The sequence below is a fragment of the Labilibaculum manganireducens genome (assembly GCF_002843385.1).
Lineage (GTDB): Bacteria > Bacteroidota > Bacteroidia > Bacteroidales > Marinifilaceae > Labilibaculum > Labilibaculum manganireducens.
Window position 1 is genome coordinate 1 of sequence record NZ_MVDE01000016.1, and the last position, 19,398, is coordinate 19,398.

The window sequence follows — 19,398 nt, forward strand, 5'->3', positions numbered from 1 at the left end:
TTTTGTCTGCTTTCTCAGAAGGTAAAGTAATTCTGATTCACTTTCGGTGATTTCTACATCTATAATTTTTGGCATATACTAAGATAAGTTTTTTTTTGAGTAAATTAACAAACAGAACCGTATTACACATAAAATCGCAATACTTACTATAGTGTAGAAATCATTTAAGGAATTACATCATCCAAAACCATTGAAAAGTTCATGGTATACCTGAAGATTTCATGAAAATGATGAAAAGTTTACGTTATACTTGAAACTTTTACGTATTTTTGTAAAAGTTTCTGTTGTATATTAAATAATTCTGTGATGAATATTCCCAAAAATATAATTTCGAGAGATAGTTATATCTCGAAAATTGAACCTTTTATTAATACTTCATTGATTAAGGTACTAACTGGGCAAAGGCGTGTTGGTAAATCATATTTGCTTTTTCAGTTAATGAATCTTATTTCTGAAAAAGAAAACAATGCAAACATCATTTATATAAATTTAGAGGATCTTACTTTTGATCATATCAAAACTGCGAAAGATTTGAATGAATATGTGATTAAGAATTTATCATCAACACATCCTAATTATGTATTTGTGGATGAGATTCAGGATGTCGACGATTTTGAGAAAGCATTACGATCCCTGGCATTAAATGATAATATTGATATTTATATTACGGGTAGTAATGCTAAAATGCTTTCAGGAGAACTCGCGACCACTTTAAGTGGACGATATATTGAGTTCACTGTTTATAGCTTATCATACCTCGAGTTTTTAAAATTTCATACTCTTGACAATTCTGATGATAGTTTAGCTTTATTTATGAAATATGGTGGTTTGCCTTATATTACGAACTTACCTCTTAACGATGATGTTATTTTTGAATACCTCAAAAATATATACAGCACTATTATCTACCGAGATGTAGTAAGTAGATACAATCTAAGAAATTCACAATTTTTGGAACGCTTGGTCATTTTTTTAGCAGATAATGTAGGTAGTCTTTTTTCTGCGAAAAAAATTAGTGATTTTTTAAAATCACAGAAGGTGAGTATTTCCTCACAACAGATTCAAAACTATATCAAATATCTATCAAGTGCATTTATTATTCTTCCTGCCAGACGATATGATATTGTAGGGAAACGAATCTTTGAAATAGGGGACAAATATTTCTTTGAAAACATTGGAATTCGAAATGCCATAGTGGGCTATAAAACGAATGATATTGCTAAAATACTTGAAAATGTAGTTTACAATCATCTGCTATTTTGCGGATATACTGTCAAAGTGGGAGTTTTAAATACTCAGGAAATAGATTTTGTCTGTGAAAGAAATAATGAGAAGAAGTATGTGCAAGTTTCATATCTTTTAGAGAAGGAAGAAACTATTAAAAGAGAATTTGGTAATCTTCTTAAGATAGATGACAATCATTCTAAAGTTGTTGTTTCAATGGATAAGTTAGCTGGAGATGGCTACGATGGGGTTGATCACAGCTACATTAGAGACTTTTTGAGTACTATTTATTAATAGATCATCTATATATTATAACCGGAAAGTTTGCAAACAAAAAAAGCGCCCACGGTGGAAGCCCGTAAACGCCTTATCTTTAGTGTGGAGAATACCGGAATCGAACCGGTGACCTTTTGACTGCCAGTCAAACGCTCTAGCCAACTGAGCTAATCCCCCATCATTTTTATGAGGAGTAAAAGAAAAATACTTGATCCCCTCAATTGGAGTGCAAATATAAATGAAAATTACACATCTCAAAATATAAGTAGGATGATTTTTTTGAAATTAAAACATTTTTTGATTTTATACGTAAGGATAAGAAGAGTGAAGAATCTATTTTAGTTCGAAAATTGTTTATCAATAGACAATTGATTGGTAGCAATGTATAGTGTGTGTATTAGGTAGGATGAGTACGGGCTTAATAGATTCTTCACTCTTCCTATGTGTAAATTATAATTTAGATTGGCTATAAAGAAAAAATCGACTAAGTTTATAGTTCATTTATACACAGAGGTTTTATCCTAATTTAAATTACTGCAAACTTCCTATCTGAAATGTGAATTTTCAATCGTTTATCGGCTGAGAATCAAATTTATTGCTTAGGAAAATCAGTTTGCTTTTAATTTTTATATCTTTATGCCTCGAATTAATTTTCTAATCGAAAAGGATTTTGATTATAAAATTGAATTACTTAGTTTTAAGCGCTGAAATTAAAAGAAAATTAAAAGAAGATTATGGAAGTTAAGAAGTCACCAAAAGCAGATCTTGAAAATAAGAGAGGTCTTTTTCTTGAGATTGGTCTGGCTCTTACTCTTGCCTTTGTACTTCTTGCATTTGAATGGAGTGTAGATTCTAGCGAAGCTACCGGCCTGCAAGATCAACAAGAAATGGAGGCAGAGGAAGAAATGATTCCTGTTACCAGACAAGAACCAATTAAGCCACCACCACCACCACCACCAGCTCCTAAAGTTGCTGATGTTTTGAACATCGTAGATAACGAAGAAGAGATTGAGGATGAACTAGAGATTGAAGATTCGGATGCTGACATGGATGCTGAAGTTGAAATTCAGGTTGTAGCGGAAGAGGAAGAAGAAGATGAAGCACAAGTTTTTGTAATTGTAGAAGATATGCCTGAATTTCCAGGAGGAGCTTTAGAGTTACAAAAATGGATTGCAAAATCGGTTAAATATCCTGTGATAGCGCAGGAAAATGGTATTACTGGTCGTGTTTTTGTAACTTTCGTTGTAAACAAAGTTGGAGCGGTCGAGCAAATTCGTGTAGTACGTGGAGTAGATCCATCTTTGGATAAGGAAGCTGTACGCGTAATTGGAGAAATGCCTAAATGGAAGCCTGGTAAACAGCGGGGTAAAGCTGTGAAAGTATCTTATACTGTACCTATTAACTTCCAATTACAATAAAACAAATCTATAATTTTTTTAGATAGTAAAGGCTCTGATTTTTCAGAGCCTTTTTTTTATGACTTAAGCACTGTTGCTTTCTCGAATATTGTTTATTTTTGCCCTGTAGTTTACGTACTTTGTTATTGGTATTTGTTTTAAGGTAGTCTTCTTACATCTATCTCTAAAAAGGAAATATTATTGATAAAGGCAACTAAGCCTTTGTTTTTTTGCAAATTGATTAAATGGGAGAGAACCTAATATTAGATAGAGAAGTAGAAAAAGCAATTTTGATTGGTGTTATCGATAAATCAAAAAACATGACTGAAAGCTTAGTTCAGGAGTATCTTGACGAACTGGACTTTCTTGCTTTAACTGCTGGAGCAGAAACGGTTAAGCGTTTCACTCAGAAGATGGACTATCCTCATCCAAAAACGTTTGTTGGGACGGGAAAGCTCGAGGAGATTCTTGATTACCTGGAAAGGAATGATGATATTAAACTGGTGATTTTCGATGATGAACTTTCACCATCACAGCTTAGAAATATTGAGCGGGCATTGCAGCGTAAGATTTTGGATCGAACAAATTTAATTTTGGACATATTTGCCAGTCGTGCTCAAACGGCTAATGCAAAAACCCAGGTTGAGTTGGCTCAATATCAATATCTTCTTCCTCGATTAACAAGAATGTGGACTCACCTTGAACGTCAGCGTGGAGGTATCGGTATGCGCGGTCCGGGTGAAAGCCAGATTGAGACCGACCGTAGAATAATACTTGATAAAATATCCAAGCTTAAGGAAGATTTGATTAAGATTGATAAGCAAAAGGCAACCCAGCGTAAAAACCGGGGAAAAATGGTTCGTGTTGCACTGGTTGGATACACTAATGTTGGAAAATCAACTTTGATGAACATGATTAGTAAATCGGAGGTGTTTGCTGAGAATAAGCTCTTTGCAACATTAGATACTACTGTTCGCAAAGTAGTTATTCAAAATGTACCATTTTTATTGGCTGATACTGTTGGATTCATTCGGAAATTGCCTCATAATTTAGTCGAGTCATTTAAATCAACTTTGGATGAGGTGCGCGAGGCTGATATAATTTTGCATGTGGTTGATATTTCTCACCCTAATTTTGAGGATCAAATTAAGGTTGTGAATGAAACAATGCTTGAAATTGACAAACGTGAAAAACCAACCTTCTTGGTTTTTAATAAAATTGATGCTTTTACTTATGTGAAAAAAGATGAGGATGATCTTTTACCAAAAACAAGAGAGAATTACAGTTTGGAGGAATTAAAACAAATGTGGATTGCCAAAGGAGATACCCCTTGTTTGTTTATTTCTGCAGTGCATAAGCAAAATGTTGAGGAGTTTCGTGAGGTGGTTTACAATGCAGTAAAGGAAATACATTCGGCGCGTTTCCCGTATAATAACTTTTTATATCAGGATTATTCTAATTTAATGGATTAATTCATAAGAATGAAATTGATACATAGTTAACATGCGAACTGTTCTTATGTAACTTAAAGGATTGCCGTTCGCAAATAAAATGAAGGACAATGGAATTATTTCCATTGTCCTTATTTATAGTCTCATACAAGATTGTTTTTTGTAAGGTACTCTGCAATTTGAACTGCGTTTGTAGCAGCACCTTTTCGCAGGTTGTCTGAAACAATCCAAAGGTTTAAAGTATTCGGATTAGAAAAATCTCTACGTATTCTTCCAACAAATACTTCATCTTTTCCATGAGCATATTTTGGCATTGGGTATTCGTTTGTATCCAAATTGTCCTGAACAATTACGCCTTCTGCTTCCGAAAGAATTTTTCTTACTTCGTCAAGATCAAAATCATTGGCAAATTCGATATTTATAGATTCTGAATGCCCCCCAACTACAGGTACTCGAACAGCAGTAGCAGTTACCCTAATGCTGTCATCTTTTAAGATCTTCTTAGTCTCGTTGGACAATTTCATCTCTTCTTTGGTGTAGCCGTTTTCGGTAAATACATCGCAATGAGGCAGACAGTTTTTATCAATTTCGTATGGGTAAGCCATTTCTCCATCAATCCCATTTCTCTCATTTTCCAATTGCGAAACTGCTTTAACACCTGTTCCTGTGATTGATTGATAGGTTGAGATCACCAAACGTTCCATTTTGTATCGCTTATGCAAAGGAGCAAGGGCTACAACTAATTGTATGGTTGAGCAATTCGGATTCGCAATAATTTTGTCTTCAGTGGTTAAATCCACAGCATTTATTTCCGGAACAACCAATTTTTTGTCTTTATCCATTCGCCAAGCCGATGAATTATCTACAACTGTAGTACCTGCTTTTGCAAATTCAGGAGCCCATTTTAAAGAGGTGTCTCCACCAGCTGAAAAAATTGCAATTTGTGGTTTTAATTCAATTGCATCTGTCATACTGATAACCTTGTATTTTTTTCCATTAAATACAACTTCTTTTCCTATAGATTTTTCACTGGCTACAGGATACAACTCACTAATCTGAAAATTTCTTTCTTCCAGAACCTCCAGTATTTTCTGACCAACCAAACCTGTGGCGCCAACAACTGCAATTCTCATAACATAATGTGGTTTAAATTGTTGATTATAAATTGGATTATAGTTAAATTAGCTTTTTGTTCAAAAGCCAAGTCAAATTTAAAAGGATTTTTCCATGAAAAAAACTCTTTCTATTAAATTGTTTTTATTGCTGTTTCTGCTGAATAGTAATTGTTTATATGCCGATGATATTTGGGAAATTGATTTTACCAGTGACATAGGCAAAGGTTATTGGGGTAGTAACTCAGATTTAACCGGAATTACGGATTGGTCTTTGGATGTTTCTAACTGCACTCTTTCTGATGATGAGGATTATGTGAAGGTGGTTGTAACAGGAGGTGGCAGATTTGAAGCTAAGGATATTGATGGGGAAGCTGTTTGGAAAAGTAAGTCAATAGATATCTCAGGTTTTACAGATGTATCAATTTCGCTTTTGGTGGCTGAAACGGGATCTTCGGCAAATGTTGAAAAATATGTGAAAGTGTATTACCAGTTGGATGGAGGAGCAGAAGTTCTTTTCGGTGTGAATGGCGAGAACATAGGAAATTGGGGGAGTTCGGAAGTAGAACAATCAGGACTGAACGGGAGTCAATTGGTTGTGGTGGTACGACTGAATAACGAATTGGCCGGCGATAACAAAGTTTATTTTGATAATGTGGTCGTTACGGGAAGTCCTGTTGTTCCCAAGACCGATAACCTGACTCAAATTAGGGCTTCTGACAATCCTGTTGAGTCGAAACTTCTCAGCACAAATTGTAATGAAAAAGAAAAGGCATTAACCTGCTTTCGATTTGTTATTGACGAAACAGCAGAAGCTGCAGATGGCCTTCCAACTAAAATATCAAGAATGATCTTTTACAATTCAAAGCCGGATAATGGGATAAATTGGAAAGATTGTTCGGGTGGCTTTTGCCTGTTTACAAATAATGAGGAGATTATTCCTCAAAATCTCATCATTGAATCAGATTCTATTTTAATGGATTTTGAAGAAAATCAAATAAGTATTCCCGATGCAGAAAAAATGGAATTTGAATTGCGCTGTTATTTAAACTCAGATCATCCTTTAACAGATGGTGAAACATTTCAATTGTATTGTAAAGATTCCGCGAAAAGCTTCGAAACTTTTGTGTCGGGCTCTGGTTTTAATCCTGCCAATGAAGAGCTTCCCTCTGCAATTCATAGTATTGAGGTTGAGGCCACACGAATGATCTTCTCTGGGTGTCCGGATACCCTTATTCGCAATAATGATTTTTCCATTTTAGTAACTGCTGTAGATGATTTTAATAATAAGGATCTTGATGTAAATTATGCGGTTTTATTATCCTTGGAAACCGGAACCGGAAATTTGGAATCGTTGAATGGATTCCAGAATTCATTTGTTAAAGGTGAGGTGAATTTTGAATCATTAAAATATTCCCATCCTGAATTCATAAAATTGGCTGTAAGCAATGATGTGCTGCCCAAGGCAATTTCAGAAAATATAAAGGTTGAGAATACATATGAATCACTTGTAAATGTGAATGATTCATATTCTTCAGATTCTATCATCTCTTCCCTTTGCATTCGGGAAGTGGATGCGTTTGAAGTTTTTCGATTTTCGGTGACGGATTCGGGGAATGACAATGCTTCAACTATTCTTGAGCAGATAAGATTGATCGGATCGGAGAAAAACCAAGTGAATTGGAAGAAATCAATTGAAAAGTTCTTTGTAAAAGTGGATGGGGAGGTATTGGATGTTGAATGTACTATAAAAGATAAACAAGTAGATATTCATTTTTTAGAGTCTGAGCTAAATAAGGAGATATTAAGTGAAGAAAGTGTCGGGTATTCTGTTTTTTGCTTTTTAAAAGAAGGAAAAACCATTGATGAAGAATTATTTCAAATGAAAATAGATTCTTTGCATGCGGGTTGGATTATTTCTGATGGAAGCAGTGGTCTTAGTTCTAATTTTGGCGGTAATTTGGTAGGGAAAGAGTTTACCCTTGAAGTAGAGGCCAAAGAAATGTTGTTTCAAACTGTTCCTGAATCAGTAAATTATCAGGAACAATTTACTGTTCTTGTTCAGCTTGTTGATAGTTTGGGAAACAGTGATACAAACTCTGAGTTTGAAATAGAACTTTCTCTGGCTTCCGGGAATGGAGAGCTTTCATCCGAAAATTTAAAGCTTACAAGTGAGGATGGAGATTTTCGATGGGAGGATTTAATTTATAGTGAAGCGGAAAATTTTACTCTTCAGGCGGAATGCGATCATTTCCCAACAATATTGAGTGATAATATATCAGGTGTTGACAAAACCTCTGTAATCGGCTCCGCGGATCCAATTTTAGCAAAACCACTCAGTTCATTGGCAACAACTCAAGATGATACCATATCTGTTCTCAATTTTAAAATATCAGATTTAGCTGCACACGATCAGTTACCAACAATAATTTCAAATTTGAAGTTTTACAACAAATATCCCGAGCATTACTTTTCCTGGGCAAAACATATTTCCGGAGCGGTTCTATTATCAAAAGGAGAGATGATTGCTGCATCATCAAACATTAGTGATAATCGGATTGAGTTTAATTCATCGAAAGGCGTATTGGAACTGCCCAACAATTCGGAGATGAACTTATCTTTGGCGATTTTTTTTCGCAAGGGACAGCTTCCTGATAATGCGACTTTTCAGGTAGAAATACCAAAGGTTCATGAGTGGAAGTGTTTGGAAAGTGGCTCGAAGATACAGGAGATCTTACCGGATGACATTATATCTGAAATCCATTTTATTAAGGTTGAAGCTAGTCAACTCTCTTTTTCTTCATACCCTTTCGGGATTAATAATTCGGATGAGAAATTTTCTTTGAAAATTGCAGCCTGTGATCATTTTAAGAGTATAGATAAAGATGCAATTGGAGCAGTGCATCTCAGTTTGTTGGATGGGAATGGAGAATTAATTGTTGCGGATGACAATCTGGAATTAGTAAATGGGATTGTAGATTACGATTCCGTTCAATACAATGGAAATGAAGATTTTATCCTGAAGATTGAATCCAGTTTAGAACCTGATTCAATTCAAATTCTTTTAGGAGAAGATGAATTAGGTATTGATGAAAATTTCGAAACTGGGAATCTTGAAAATTGGATAAATACGAAGGATTGGAGTGTTTCGTCTTACCGGCCAATTGCAGGTGAATATTCATTGAAACACAATTTGTCAGAAGAATTAGGTTCAAGCTATATTTGTACTCCTTTGAAGGGATTTAACCCCAAATCGGGTGCAATTAATTGGCGTTTTATTGTTCAAAATGGTGATTGGGATCCATCCTCGGGAAATAAATTTGTCTTTCATTTGCTCATGGATGATTCTGATCCGAGTGCAGCTACTACTAAATATTCTGTTGGTGTAAATCAAAGTGGATCAAATGATATTTTGAGTTTGTGTACTTTGAATAAAGATCAGAAATTGAAAGTTTTATTAGAATCAGAATTTAACTGGAATGAAAATGAGGCCGTTGCCATTCAGATCACTTATTACCCAAATGGTTTATGGAAAATGGAATACAACCGATTGGGAAAAAAAGAAAACTGGTTAGTTGCTGGAAAAATTCAATCTCAAGTTATGCCAGATGCAAAGGAATGGTTTTCGGGTTTGGATTTTACCTATGAAACAGCCTCCAGAGCAGGAAATCTTTGGTTTGATGATTTGGAAATAAAATCCATTAATACACCGCCGTTTTTTAAGTCTTATAAGATTTTGGCAGCGGATTCTTTGCTTTTGGAATATTCGGAGAAGCTTGATTTTTCAAAATCTGCTGAAATCGAAAATTTTAAATTGACAAGAACCAATGGAGAATATTTGGGAATGAAAGTTTTGCCTGGAGTTGAAGATAATTGCTTACTTCTTGTTTTGGATGATGCATTAAAAACCGGGAATTATTTATTAGATCTGTATAATATTACTGATGCTAAGGGGGCAGTGCAGGAAAAGGAGTCAATTAATTTCGGATATTTTGTTCCTGCAAAAAGTAATGATTTGGTCATTAACGAAATTATGGTCGACGAAACACCTTCTGTTGGGTTGCCGGTATATGAATTTATTGAATTGTACAATACCAGTACATATCCTATAGTTATTGAGAATTGGATTTTAAAAGTAGGCGAGAAGGAGACCGTTTTAACTGCGGACACAATTCCCGCCGAATCTTATTTAATTTTGTGTTCAAATTCTGCAGTAGAAGAATTTGCTTCGTTTGGTGATGTGCTTGGAGTTAGTAACTTCCCTGGACTAACAAATTCAGGAGGAACAATTGAAATACAATCTGCGGAGAAGATAGTTATTGATCAGGTTTCCTATTCGGATTCATGGTACAGGTCTGCTGAAAAATCGGATGGAGGCTGGTCATTGGAACGAATCGATCCTTTAAATACCTGCAGTACCGCTGGTAACTGGTCTGCTTCGAATAGTGAAACAGGAGGAACTCCCGGGAAGGAAAATTCCATTTATGGGAATAATATTGACAATTTGGCTCCAGAAGTTTCTCATTTAAGAGTATTGTCCAAAAATCACCTGTCTATAGAGCTGAGTGAGCAAATTGACTCATTTTCTTTGCTTAGTCTCCAGAATTATTCGTTGGCTGATAATCCTGTTTCTACAATTAAGGTGGAAACGCCAATGATTGCTTACCTTGAGTTTGCCAATTCTTTTGAAGATGGTCATGAACAGCAACTAAATATTACCAGCTTGCAGGATGAGTGTGGCAATGTGTTGGATACAGTTGTGAGTTTTATTTGGTATGAGGTTCATTCCAACGATATTGTGATCAATGAAATCATGGCAGATGAAACTCCTGCAGTTGGGTTGCCGGAATATGAATTTATTGAATTGTACAATTCCAGTGAATATCCGATATCCATTGAGAATTGGATTTTAAAATCAGGAGAGAAGGAGACTGTTTTAGCTGAGTACACAATCCCCGCTAAATCTTATCTGGTTTTGTGCGCAAATTCTGCGGTAGAGGAATTTACTTCTTTTGGAGATGTGTTAGGTGTTTCCGGTTTTCCTGGATTAACAAATTCAGGAGGAACAATTGAAATACAATCTGCAGAGAAGATCGTTATTGATCAGGTTTCCTATTCTGATTCATGGTACAGGTCTGCTGAAAAATCGAACGGAGGCTGGTCATTGGAACGAATCGATCCGGCAAATACATCTTGGCAGGAAAATAACTGGAAGGCTTCTGAAAACGAATTGGGAGGAACTCCGGGTAAAGTGAATTCAATTTATTCAATAAATCAAGATCTGATTGCTCCAGGTATCGAATCCTGCAGGTGTATTTCAGCAAATTGTTTAAAACTTGTTTTTAGCGAGCCAATTGAAAATACAGGTCGTGTTTTATCAAATTTTCAACTTTCTCCTGATTTAGTATATCCTAAGAAAGTGATTCAGGCTGATTTAACAGGTAAAAAGTTTCAATTGATTTTTAATGAGGATTTTGTTAGGAACAGTCAATGTCAACTCATCTTATCTGATGAAATTAAAGATTTAGCAGGCAATTCCATGATAACCAAAGAATTTGAGTTCTGGGTACCGGGAATTATCACGAAAGGTGATCTGGTGATAAATGAAGTATTGTTCAATCCTTATCCCGATGGATCGGATTATGTGGAAATTGTAAATGTATCGGAAAAAGTAATTGATTTGTCAAGCATAAAATTGGCTGCGCGAACAGATAATTTTGAATTAGACAATGAAGTTTCAATTTCAGACAAATACCTGCTTCCCAATGAATATATATTAGTGGCAGAAGATACTCTTAATGTTCAACAAAACTATTTTACATCCAATCCTGATGTTTTTTGTCAAATTAAATCTCTTCCATCCTTTTCAGATGATGCAGGAAGAGTCGTTCTTATTTCCAATAATGAACTTATTGATGATTTTGCATACACTGAAAATATGCATTTTGAATTATTGGCTTCGGTTGAAGGTGTATCCTTGGAAAGGATAAATCCAAAAGGTGAAACGAATAGTAAATCGAATTGGCAATCGGCGGCTCAAAATATCGGATTTGGTACTCCGGGAATTCAAAATTCAGTTTACAATGATCTCAGCAGTTCAAATTCCGAAATAGGTTTGTCTCCTAAAATATTTACTCCAGATAATGATGGTTTTGATGATCGCCTGCTGATTACTTTTAATCTGGAAATGGATGGTTATCTAGCTACGGTTCGAATCTATAATTCGATGGGGATTGAAATTAGGAAATTAGCGAACAATTTGAATTTAGCCAATGAGGATTCTTTATTTTGGGATGGACTAACTTCACAAAAAGAGAGAGCTTCAATAGGAATCTATTTGGTGTATATCGAATTATTTAGTCCGGATGGAAAACGTAAAATTTTTAAAGAGTCCTGTGTTTTGGGTGGAAAATTTAATTAAGACAGCATTTAATTGAACGGCAATAGAGTTTTTTCAAAAAAATGAAATTAACTGTTGATTATTTATGTTTGTTTTTGTAACTTAATGATGCATAGGGTGTTTGAATGCTTTTGAAATTAAATGTATCTCAAACTGCTTTTAGTGATAGCTGTTAATTAATGTAGTGGTTAATTTAATGGTAAAGTAAAGAGGAATCAATTTGATTCCTCTTTTATTTTATATTGAGTCGGTCTTGATGTTATGCAGATTGCTTGAACGCTTATTTTTCTGCACATAGTTCATAATCTGCACATCGAATTTTGACTTGTCTTCATTCAAAAATTTTATCCGTAAAGGAATATAGAACAAATGCTTTTTTATTGATTCATGATTGATATCCATATCGTAAAATCGAGTCGCATCTTTTTCCGTTGTAACAATTATTTTATTTTCACCCTTCAGGTGTTCAAATTTCGAATGAATTAAATCAATATCTTTTGTTCCAAATGAATAATGATCCGGAAACTTCAATTCTTCTACCAAATCGGAGAAATTCTCAAGGTATTCTCTTAAAGGTTTAGGATTGGCAATTCCAGTTACCAAAATAATAGAAAAATTATCTTTATCCCAATCTTCGTTAATAATATTGATAGCGTTATCTCTAAAAACAGGTTCTAAATTTCCGTAATCAAGGCTTGTGAAATATAAGGACTGAAAGGGAAGAAGATCAAGTTCTTTAACAATTATTCTTCTATCAATAGGAGTCATATTTTCCGGCGATTTACTTACAATAATAATGTTGGCCCGGTCTTTTTCACCTGCACTTTCGCGCAGTCTGCCATATGGCATAATATAATCCTGGGTAATTGGCCGGTTGTAGTCTATCAATAAAATCGATAAACCGGCTTTTATAGATCGGTGTTGAAAAGCATCATCAAGCAGTACTGCAGCCAAATCGGTACCATGTTCCGATTGAAGCAGGTTTTTTACTCCATTCACTCTTTTCTTATCAACTGAGACTAAAATATCTGGGAATTTTCTTTTAATCTGCATTGGTTCATCACCAATCTGATATGATGTTGATGCTTCATCAGCAAGGATATATCCTTTTGATTTTCGTTTATAACCCCGACTTAATGTGGCTATTTTATAATCATCTTTTAGTAAGGTAATCAGGTATTCGATATGAGGAGTTTTACCGGTTCCACCTACAGTAATATTGCCTACAGATATAATGGGAATTTTAAATTCGGTACTAGGTAATATATTAAAATCAAAAAGTAGATTCCGTACAGATACAATCAGCCCATATAGTAAACTAAAAGGGAAAAGCAGACTTTTCAGGATGGGAGATAGTTTATTCATTTGATTTTGGGTTTGAAAAAGGGAATCGGCCTTTCCCAGACATGTTTTTTGGTTAGTAGATTATATTGCCTAAAATTACTGAAATAATTCAAATGATAATAATTTTCTTGCTCCAGCCAATAAAAATCATTTCTGCTAAATCTTTAAGATAGGGAATCAGTAGTTGAATTGATAATTAAATAATGTGTTTTTCTGAAATATATCGATTCCTGAGAAAAAAAATCCTCATGAATAACATGAGGATCTTAATTATTTAAAGTTAATTTTTCCTAGTGCAGGTCAATTTCGTAGGGAATACGGGCCTGAATTCCACCAAGTTGTATAAGGTCTTGTGTTTTTTCATAAGTACTGTAAAAGTTTCCCAATTCGTTTTTAAGAATTTTGATTTTTGCTTTACCGGTTAATTCTTCTATAATTGCTTCAAAAGGATCTTTTAATTTTGGAAGAGAAACAATTCGGTAATCTTCAACTCCAGCTTTTTCTTTGGCTATTTGAATGGCTGTTTCCAATCCTCCCAAAACATCAACCAAACCATTCTTCTGTGCATCCATTGCATTCCAAACTCTGCCTTGAGCAACTTCGTGCACCTGTTCAACAGTCATGTTACGTCCCTCAGCAACTCTACTTACGAATGTATCGTAACCGTTATTAATGATATTCTGAACAATTTCTTTTTCTGTTGGAGTAAATTTTCTGGATGAAATAGGAAGCATCAATGGATAGCTGCCACCAAAAGCTGCATGTTCATTGGTTCCGTAAGAATCAGTTGTCAAGCCAAATTTCTCCTTTATTAGCTCTTCTCCAGAAAAGAATAAACCATAAATTCCAATCGAACCGGTAATCGTATTTTTATCAGCAACAATTGTATCAGCAGTACATGCAATATAATACCCACCGGAGGCGGCAACATTTCCCATTGATGCAATTACAGGTTTTGCATCCGAAGCTAATTTAACTTCTCTCCATATAAAATCAGATACATTTGCATATCCTCCCGGAGAGTTAACTCTTAATACAATTGCTTTAATTGTAGAATCAAGACGAGCCTCACGAATGGTTTTAGCCAATCCGGGTCCAATTGAGCTTTCGTTTTGTTCTAAACCTATTGCACCACTTGCATAAATAACAGCGATTTTATTTTTCGAAAATTTATAGTTTGCATCTGGCGCGTTTGCATAATCAGAAGTGCTTACCAATCTTAGTTTTTTATTTTCTTTAATATCAGATAGTTTTCTTAGCTTATCCTCCATTTCATCTTCATAGATAACTCCGTCGATTAAGCCATATTTTTCTGCATCGGCAGCTTTTCTAACGGCTACTTCATCAATCAGCTGATTCAGTTTTTCAACAGTAATATTTCTCTCTTCCGATATTCCTTCAAGAAGTTGATTCCACATAGCTCCAACATAAGCCATGGTTTGTTCTCGACTTTCATCACTCATATCGTCACGAAAATATTGTTCGGTTGCCGATTTGTATTTCCCAACCCGAATAACCTGGGCCTCAACGCCAATTTTCTCAAGAAATTTCCTGTAAAAGGTTCTTTCACCTCCCATACCTAATAGAAATAAACCAGCTTCAGGGTTGAGGAAAACACTATCAGCAATAGAAGTTAAATAATATGCTTTCTGTGAATGACCAAAATTATTGTAGCTAACTATGAATTTACCTGTTGTTTTAAATTCCTTTAGTTTATTCCTGATTTCTTCGATAGACGCCATGCCTCCAAAATTGGCTGGGATATCAGTTACATTAAGGTAAATTCCTTTTATTTTTTCATCTGTTTTGGCTTTCTCAATATTTTCAAGAACGGTGTTTAGCCCGATGTTGGCATCAGCACTCATAGTGAAAAAATTGAAGTTAGACATCGGGTTGTCTGAACCTCGGTCTACTAATTGCTGATTTAATTTTATTTCCAGAATACTTTTGTCTTTTATGTCGACAGGTTTATCACTACCTGACGCAATCCCGGCAATGATTATTATTCCAAGAAATAATAATATAAAACCTCCAATAATAACTCCAAGAATTGAGGCGAAAGTAAATTTGAAAAAACTCTTCATAACTATATGTGTTTTGTGGATAATCAATTAATTAGTAATAATTGTAAATTATGGTAAAATTAGAAACAAACAAATATATTTAATTTAGTTGAAACTGGCTTGGTGCAATGCCTTATTTTCGATATACATTTTGATATCGGGGTTTTCTTTGTTTCTTTTACCGATAAAAAGAGAATTTTACATGGCGAGAGTATATTTTTTATTGGGAGGTAACTTAGATGATAGAGAAAGAATCCTTTCTGAAGCAATTTCGAAGATGAAAATGGAAATAGGGGAGTTGGTGGATTGTTCTTCTATTTACGAAACTGAACCATGGGGTTTTGAACACGAATTGAATTTTTTAAATCAGGTTGTCGTAATTGAAACCGGGCTTGAGGCGGAAGAAATATTGAATGTGATCCAGCAAATTGAGAAAGATTTAGGGCGGGTTCGTAAAAAAGATCAGTACAGTGAAAGAACAATTGATATTGATATTCTTTTTTACGGGGATCAGATTATTTCTACCGACCGTTTGGTTGTTCCTCATCCCAGGGTTCAGGAACGATTATTTGCACTGGTTCCAATGCTCGATGTTGCACCTGAATTAATGCATCCGATCGAAATAAAAAGCATAAGAGAATTGCACGCGGTTTGTCCGGATAAAATGGAAGTGAAAAAATTCAAGCACTAAAAAAGGGTTGTTCCTAAAAAACAACCCTTTTCTGATAAATATTTTATTTATCCCAGTTTAGCACCAAATGCAAGATCACCTGCATCGCCGCATCCCGGAACAATATATGATTTTGAATTTAAATCCTTATCAACAGCACCCATCCAGATAGTGATATTTTCATTAGAAAGTTTACTTTTTATAAACTCAACACCTTCTTCACTACCAATAACTGCAACAATGTGAACGTGTTTAGGTGTTCCTTTTGTTAGCATTGCTTTATACGCTAATTCCATTGAAGAACCTGTAGCCAGCATCGGATCGGCAAGAATAACAACTTTGCCATCTATCGATGGAGATGAAATGTATTCAAAATTGATTTTGAACTCGCCATCATCAGAATATTTTCTGTAAGCAGAAATAAAGGCATTTTCCGATCTGTCGAAGTAATTTAAAAGACCAGTGTGTAAAGGTAAGCCTGCCCTAAGAATGGAAGCTACTACAACTTCGCAGGATGGAAGGTTTGTAAGTGATTCTCCAAGAGGAGTTTGTATTGAGCTTTCAGTAAAATCCAATTCCTTACTGATTTCGTAAGCAAAAATTTCGCCCACTCTTTCCAGGTTTCTTCTAAAGCGAAGAGGATCTTTTTGAATATTTATATCTCTGATTTCAGCTATGAATTGATTAAAAAGAGAGTTTTTTTCTCCTAAAGTATTGACCACCATGATTATTTATTTAAAATTTAGCTGAGCGCAAATATAGCCATATTTCAAAAATATTAAACAAGGAATTCCTTAAAAAATTGATAAGACTAATTCATTCTAAATTAGTCCTTCGTCTGCAAAGCTAAAGAATTGATTGTCTGCAATTATTAAATGATCCAACACCGAAATATTCATTAGTTTACCTGCCTCACTGGCTTTTGAGGTTACATCCTTGTCTGCATTGGAAGGTTGAAGGTTGCCTGACGGATGATTGTGGCAAAGAATTAAGTTGGTTGCACCTAAAAGCAGGGCATCTTTAAATACTAATCTTACATCAAAAACGGTTCCGGTGATACCTCCTGATGAAACGTTTTTAATTTCGACTATTTTATTTGCTTGATTAAGAAAAACGACCCAAAACTCCTCATGGCCTAAATCTTCAACATAGGGAGATATGAGTTCAAAAGCATCCTGACTGCAGTTTATTTTTTGTTTTTGTTTGGAGGGAAAAGCTTTTTGTCTCCGGCCTAATTCCAAAGCTGAAATGATACTAATAGCTTTTGCTTCCCCAATACCTGGGATTTTCACTAAATCATGAATGTTTTTTTTTGCGAGCAGATTAAGATCATTGTCGCAATCAGATAGAATTGATTTTGATAATTCGACCGCAGATTGCTTTCGGTTACCACTTCCAATAATAATTGCCAGAAGCTCGGCAGAAGATAAACTTTTAACGCCTTTATACATTAATTTTTCTCTGGGGCGATCTTCAATAGCCCAGTCTTTAATGCTTAATTTCTTGTATTCGTCCATTTCGCGATGTGTTATAACTTAATTAAAGTTATGAAAATATACGAAATAATCAAATGAGAATTTATTGCATGACAAAAAGGGTTCTCATTGAGAACCCTCTATTATAGAGTAGTAATTTCTTACCTACAGTTTGTTAACGTGTAAAGCTAATTTAGATTTTAAGTTAGCCGCTTTGTTTTTATGAATTACATTGATTTTTGCAAGTTTATCTAACATTGCAGTAACCGTTGGTAATAATTCGTTAGCAGCTTCTTTATCAGTAGTAGCACGTAACTTTCTTACAGCATTTCTAGTAGTCTTAGCGTAAAACTTGTTGTGTACTCGTTTTGCTTCAGACTGTCTTATTCTTTTAATTGCAGATTGATGATTTGCCATCTCTTAAAGTTATCTAAATTTATTTATCTTGGTAGTCCGTAGGGGAATCGAACCCCTGTTACCAGGATGAAAACCTGGCGTCCTAACCCCTAGACGAACGGACCATTATCTTTATTTTTGCGTAGCAAAGATAAGTTAAAAAACAACTTGCTACAAACTTTTCGTAGTCCGTAGGGGAATCGAACCCCTGTTACCAGGATGAAAACCTGGCGTCCTAACCCCTAGACGAACGGACCATTTATTTTAAAGAGATGCAAAGGTAAATCAAAAATTTAATTTTGCAAATACATTTTTGTATTTTTTCTTTTTAAAAGCTGAAGAACTAAAAGAAGCAATCGTGATCACTATTTTTTTCTTTAGCGATGCAAAGAAAGAGATAATTCTTTGAATTGACAATACTTTATTTGAAAAAAAACAAGACTTTTTTTATCAGAAATTCCTAACTGCTTCTTTCTTAGAATAAAGAGTAATCAGCGCCATTCAACTATTGTTCCTCTTGTACTATTTAAAAGGTCTTTAGGGATGATGTTTTGAATACTTACAGCCAAAAGATCGAGTAATTTATTCTTTGAGTAATGACGGGAATACACCAAACTAACTTCTCGTAAAGGGTGTAGATTTGTGAATCTCTTAACTTGATTTAACTTGTCTTTGGGTAAATACTGAGTGGCTAATTCGGGAATCAACGTAAAACCACCTTCTTTATCCACAATTTTCATTAAAGTTTCTAAAGAATTACTCTCAAACTCGAAAGGCAATTCCTGATGCTGCAAATCGTGCATTTCACAAAGGTTGATGACCTGATTTCGAAAACAGTGACCATCACCAAGCATCCATATTTCCGGAGTGGCAATATCTTTCACCTCAATAACTGCTTTTTTAAGAAGCTCATGATCTTTGTGTGCATAAATCATCATCTCTTCGTAAAACAGCGGTTTTTCCTTTATTTTATCTTCCTTGGCTGGTGTCACAAATATGCCGACATCTATTTTGTCTTTTTTTAAACTCATTATTATATCTTCAGATACCATTTCTTCCACTTCTACTTTAAGAGCAGGGTAATTTCGGATATAGTCTCCAATAAACATGGGTAGGAGGAATGGAGCAAGGGTTGGAATGATACCTATTTTAAGACTTCCTACAATTGTATTTTTATGATCATGTATAATGTCGTTGATTTTTTTTGTATCTCCTAAAATGATTCGGGCTTGTTCTATAATAGATTTACCAACATCAGTTGGGATGATTGGTTGTTTGCTGCGGTCAAATATGGTAATGTCCAGAAATTCTTCTAATTTTTTAATTTGCATACTAAGCGTAGGCTGTGTAATAAAGCACTTATCAGCAGCAGTGGCAAAATGACGGTATGTATCAACTGCAACGATATATTCCAACTGGGTAATTGTAATCATGTTTATTGAATTTGGATTTAAGCTCAAATATAAAGATTATCTATCGGATTATAAGCATTATTGATTTGATAGATAATGAAAAGTATGGTACATTTGGTAATACTAATACAAAACAACGATTATTTTTTATTTCGGCAGAAAGTTATAAAGAGCTAAA

The 19,398-nt window shown here is 34.7% G+C and carries 12 protein-coding genes and 3 tRNA genes; 5 read left to right on the plus strand and 10 right to left on the minus strand.

Going from position 1 to position 19,398, the window contains the following annotated elements; genetic code table 11:
* The first annotated feature begins 306 nt into the window (after positions 1 to 306).
* Positions 307 to 1,518: an ATP-binding protein gene (locus tag BZG01_RS11485; protein ID WP_101309983.1), complete on the plus strand. Its 1,212-nt coding sequence runs from the start codon at positions 307 to 309 to the stop codon at positions 1,516 to 1,518.
* A gap of 85 nt (positions 1,519 to 1,603) precedes the next feature.
* Here BZG01_RS11485 and BZG01_RS11490 read toward each other — a convergent pair.
* Positions 1,604 to 1,677: transfer RNA gene (locus BZG01_RS11490), tRNA-Ala, on the minus strand.
* Positions 1,678 to 2,234: 557 nt separating this feature from the next.
* Between BZG01_RS11490 and BZG01_RS11495 the strand changes: the two genes are divergently transcribed.
* Both BZG01_RS11495 and hflX read left to right on the plus strand, forming a co-directional pair.
* Complete coding sequence (locus tag BZG01_RS11495) at positions 2,235 to 2,918, plus strand: energy transducer TonB (protein ID WP_101309984.1); 684 nt, start codon at positions 2,235 to 2,237, stop codon at positions 2,916 to 2,918.
* Positions 2,919 to 3,142: 224 nt separating this feature from the next.
* Positions 3,143 to 4,369 (plus strand): GTPase HflX, encoded by a 1,227-nt coding sequence (gene hflX, locus BZG01_RS11500; protein ID WP_101309985.1) that lies wholly within the window; start codon positions 3,143 to 3,145, stop codon positions 4,367 to 4,369.
* Positions 4,370 to 4,491: 122 nt separating this feature from the next.
* Here hflX and BZG01_RS11505 read toward each other — a convergent pair whose 3' ends face one another.
* The gene (locus BZG01_RS11505) at positions 4,492 to 5,481 is read right to left on the minus strand and encodes an aspartate-semialdehyde dehydrogenase (protein WP_101309986.1); all 990 of its coding nucleotides are present in this window, start codon (positions 5,479 to 5,481) and stop codon (positions 4,492 to 4,494) included.
* 94 nt (positions 5,482 to 5,575) lie between these two features.
* Between BZG01_RS11505 and BZG01_RS11510 the strand changes: the two genes are divergently transcribed.
* Positions 5,576 to 11,881: a lamin tail domain-containing protein gene (locus BZG01_RS11510; RefSeq protein ID WP_101309987.1), complete on the plus strand. Its 6,306-nt coding sequence runs from the start codon at positions 5,576 to 5,578 to the stop codon at positions 11,879 to 11,881.
* A gap of 216 nt (positions 11,882 to 12,097) precedes the next feature.
* On the opposite strand, the gene lpxK is transcribed toward BZG01_RS11510, so the two are convergent.
* Both lpxK and sppA read right to left on the minus strand, forming a co-directional pair.
* Positions 12,098 to 13,225 (minus strand): tetraacyldisaccharide 4'-kinase, encoded by a 1,128-nt coding sequence (gene lpxK, locus BZG01_RS11515; protein ID WP_101309988.1) that lies wholly within the window; start codon positions 13,223 to 13,225, stop codon positions 12,098 to 12,100.
* 269 nt (positions 13,226 to 13,494) lie between these two features.
* On the minus strand, positions 13,495 to 15,288 hold the full coding sequence (gene sppA / locus BZG01_RS11520; protein ID WP_101309989.1) for a signal peptide peptidase SppA: 1,794 nt from the start codon (positions 15,286 to 15,288) through the stop codon (positions 13,495 to 13,497).
* Positions 15,289 to 15,469: 181 nt separating this feature from the next.
* Here sppA and folK point away from each other — a divergent pair, with 181 nt between their 5' ends.
* The gene (folK, locus tag BZG01_RS11525) at positions 15,470 to 15,958 is read left to right on the plus strand and encodes a 2-amino-4-hydroxy-6-hydroxymethyldihydropteridine diphosphokinase (protein WP_101309990.1); all 489 of its coding nucleotides are present in this window, start codon (positions 15,470 to 15,472) and stop codon (positions 15,956 to 15,958) included.
* A 47-nt stretch (positions 15,959 to 16,005) separates the two neighbouring features.
* On the opposite strand, the gene upp is transcribed toward folK, so the two are convergent.
* The 6 genes from upp to BZG01_RS11555 form a co-directional block, all read right to left on the minus strand.
* Complete coding sequence (gene upp / locus BZG01_RS11530; RefSeq protein WP_101309991.1) at positions 16,006 to 16,662, minus strand: uracil phosphoribosyltransferase; 657 nt, start codon at positions 16,660 to 16,662, stop codon at positions 16,006 to 16,008.
* 96 nt (positions 16,663 to 16,758) lie between these two features.
* Positions 16,759 to 17,454 carry a RadC family protein gene (gene radC, locus BZG01_RS11535; RefSeq protein ID WP_101309992.1) on the minus strand — a complete coding sequence of 232 codons (696 nt, stop codon included), beginning with the start codon at positions 17,452 to 17,454 and terminating at the stop codon, positions 16,759 to 16,761.
* 123 nt (positions 17,455 to 17,577) lie between these two features.
* Entirely contained in the window at positions 17,578 to 17,829 is a 252-nt protein-coding gene (rpsT, locus tag BZG01_RS11540; RefSeq protein WP_101309993.1) for a 30S ribosomal protein S20, read from the minus strand.
* 29 nt (positions 17,830 to 17,858) lie between these two features.
* Positions 17,859 to 17,933: transfer RNA gene (locus tag BZG01_RS11545), tRNA-Glu, on the minus strand.
* A gap of 60 nt (positions 17,934 to 17,993) precedes the next feature.
* Positions 17,994 to 18,065 (minus strand) — tRNA-Glu (locus BZG01_RS11550).
* A gap of 234 nt (positions 18,066 to 18,299) precedes the next feature.
* Entirely contained in the window at positions 18,300 to 19,241 is a 942-nt protein-coding gene (locus BZG01_RS11555) for a hydrogen peroxide-inducible genes activator (protein WP_101309994.1), read from the minus strand.
* Between the last annotated feature and the right edge of the window lie 157 nt (positions 19,242 to 19,398).

Coding starts and splice junctions, on each gene's coding strand:
- rpsT (WP_101309993.1), bottom strand. CDS start 17,829: ATGGCAAATCATCAATCTGCAATTAAAAGAATAAGACAGTCTGAAGCA.
- BZG01_RS11555 (WP_101309994.1), bottom strand. CDS start 19,241: ATGATTACAATTACCCAGTTGGAATATATCGTTGCAGTTGATACATAC.
- hflX (WP_101309985.1), top strand. CDS start 3,143: ATGGGAGAGAACCTAATATTAGATAGAGAAGTAGAAAAAGCAATTTTG.
- upp (WP_101309991.1), bottom strand. CDS start 16,662: ATGGTGGTCAATACTTTAGGAGAAAAAAACTCTCTTTTTAATCAATTC.
- folK (WP_101309990.1), top strand. CDS start 15,470: ATGGCGAGAGTATATTTTTTATTGGGAGGTAACTTAGATGATAGAGAA.
- BZG01_RS11485 (WP_101309983.1), top strand. CDS start 307: ATGAATATTCCCAAAAATATAATTTCGAGAGATAGTTATATCTCGAAA.
- BZG01_RS11495 (WP_101309984.1), top strand. CDS start 2,235: ATGGAAGTTAAGAAGTCACCAAAAGCAGATCTTGAAAATAAGAGAGGT.
- lpxK (WP_101309988.1), bottom strand. CDS start 13,225: ATGAATAAACTATCTCCCATCCTGAAAAGTCTGCTTTTCCCTTTTAGT.
- BZG01_RS11505 (WP_101309986.1), bottom strand. CDS start 5,481: ATGAGAATTGCAGTTGTTGGCGCCACAGGTTTGGTTGGTCAGAAAATA.
- BZG01_RS11510 (WP_101309987.1), top strand. CDS start 5,576: ATGAAAAAAACTCTTTCTATTAAATTGTTTTTATTGCTGTTTCTGCTG.
- radC (WP_101309992.1), bottom strand. CDS start 17,454: ATGGACGAATACAAGAAATTAAGCATTAAAGACTGGGCTATTGAAGAT.
- sppA (WP_101309989.1), bottom strand. CDS start 15,288: ATGAAGAGTTTTTTCAAATTTACTTTCGCCTCAATTCTTGGAGTTATT.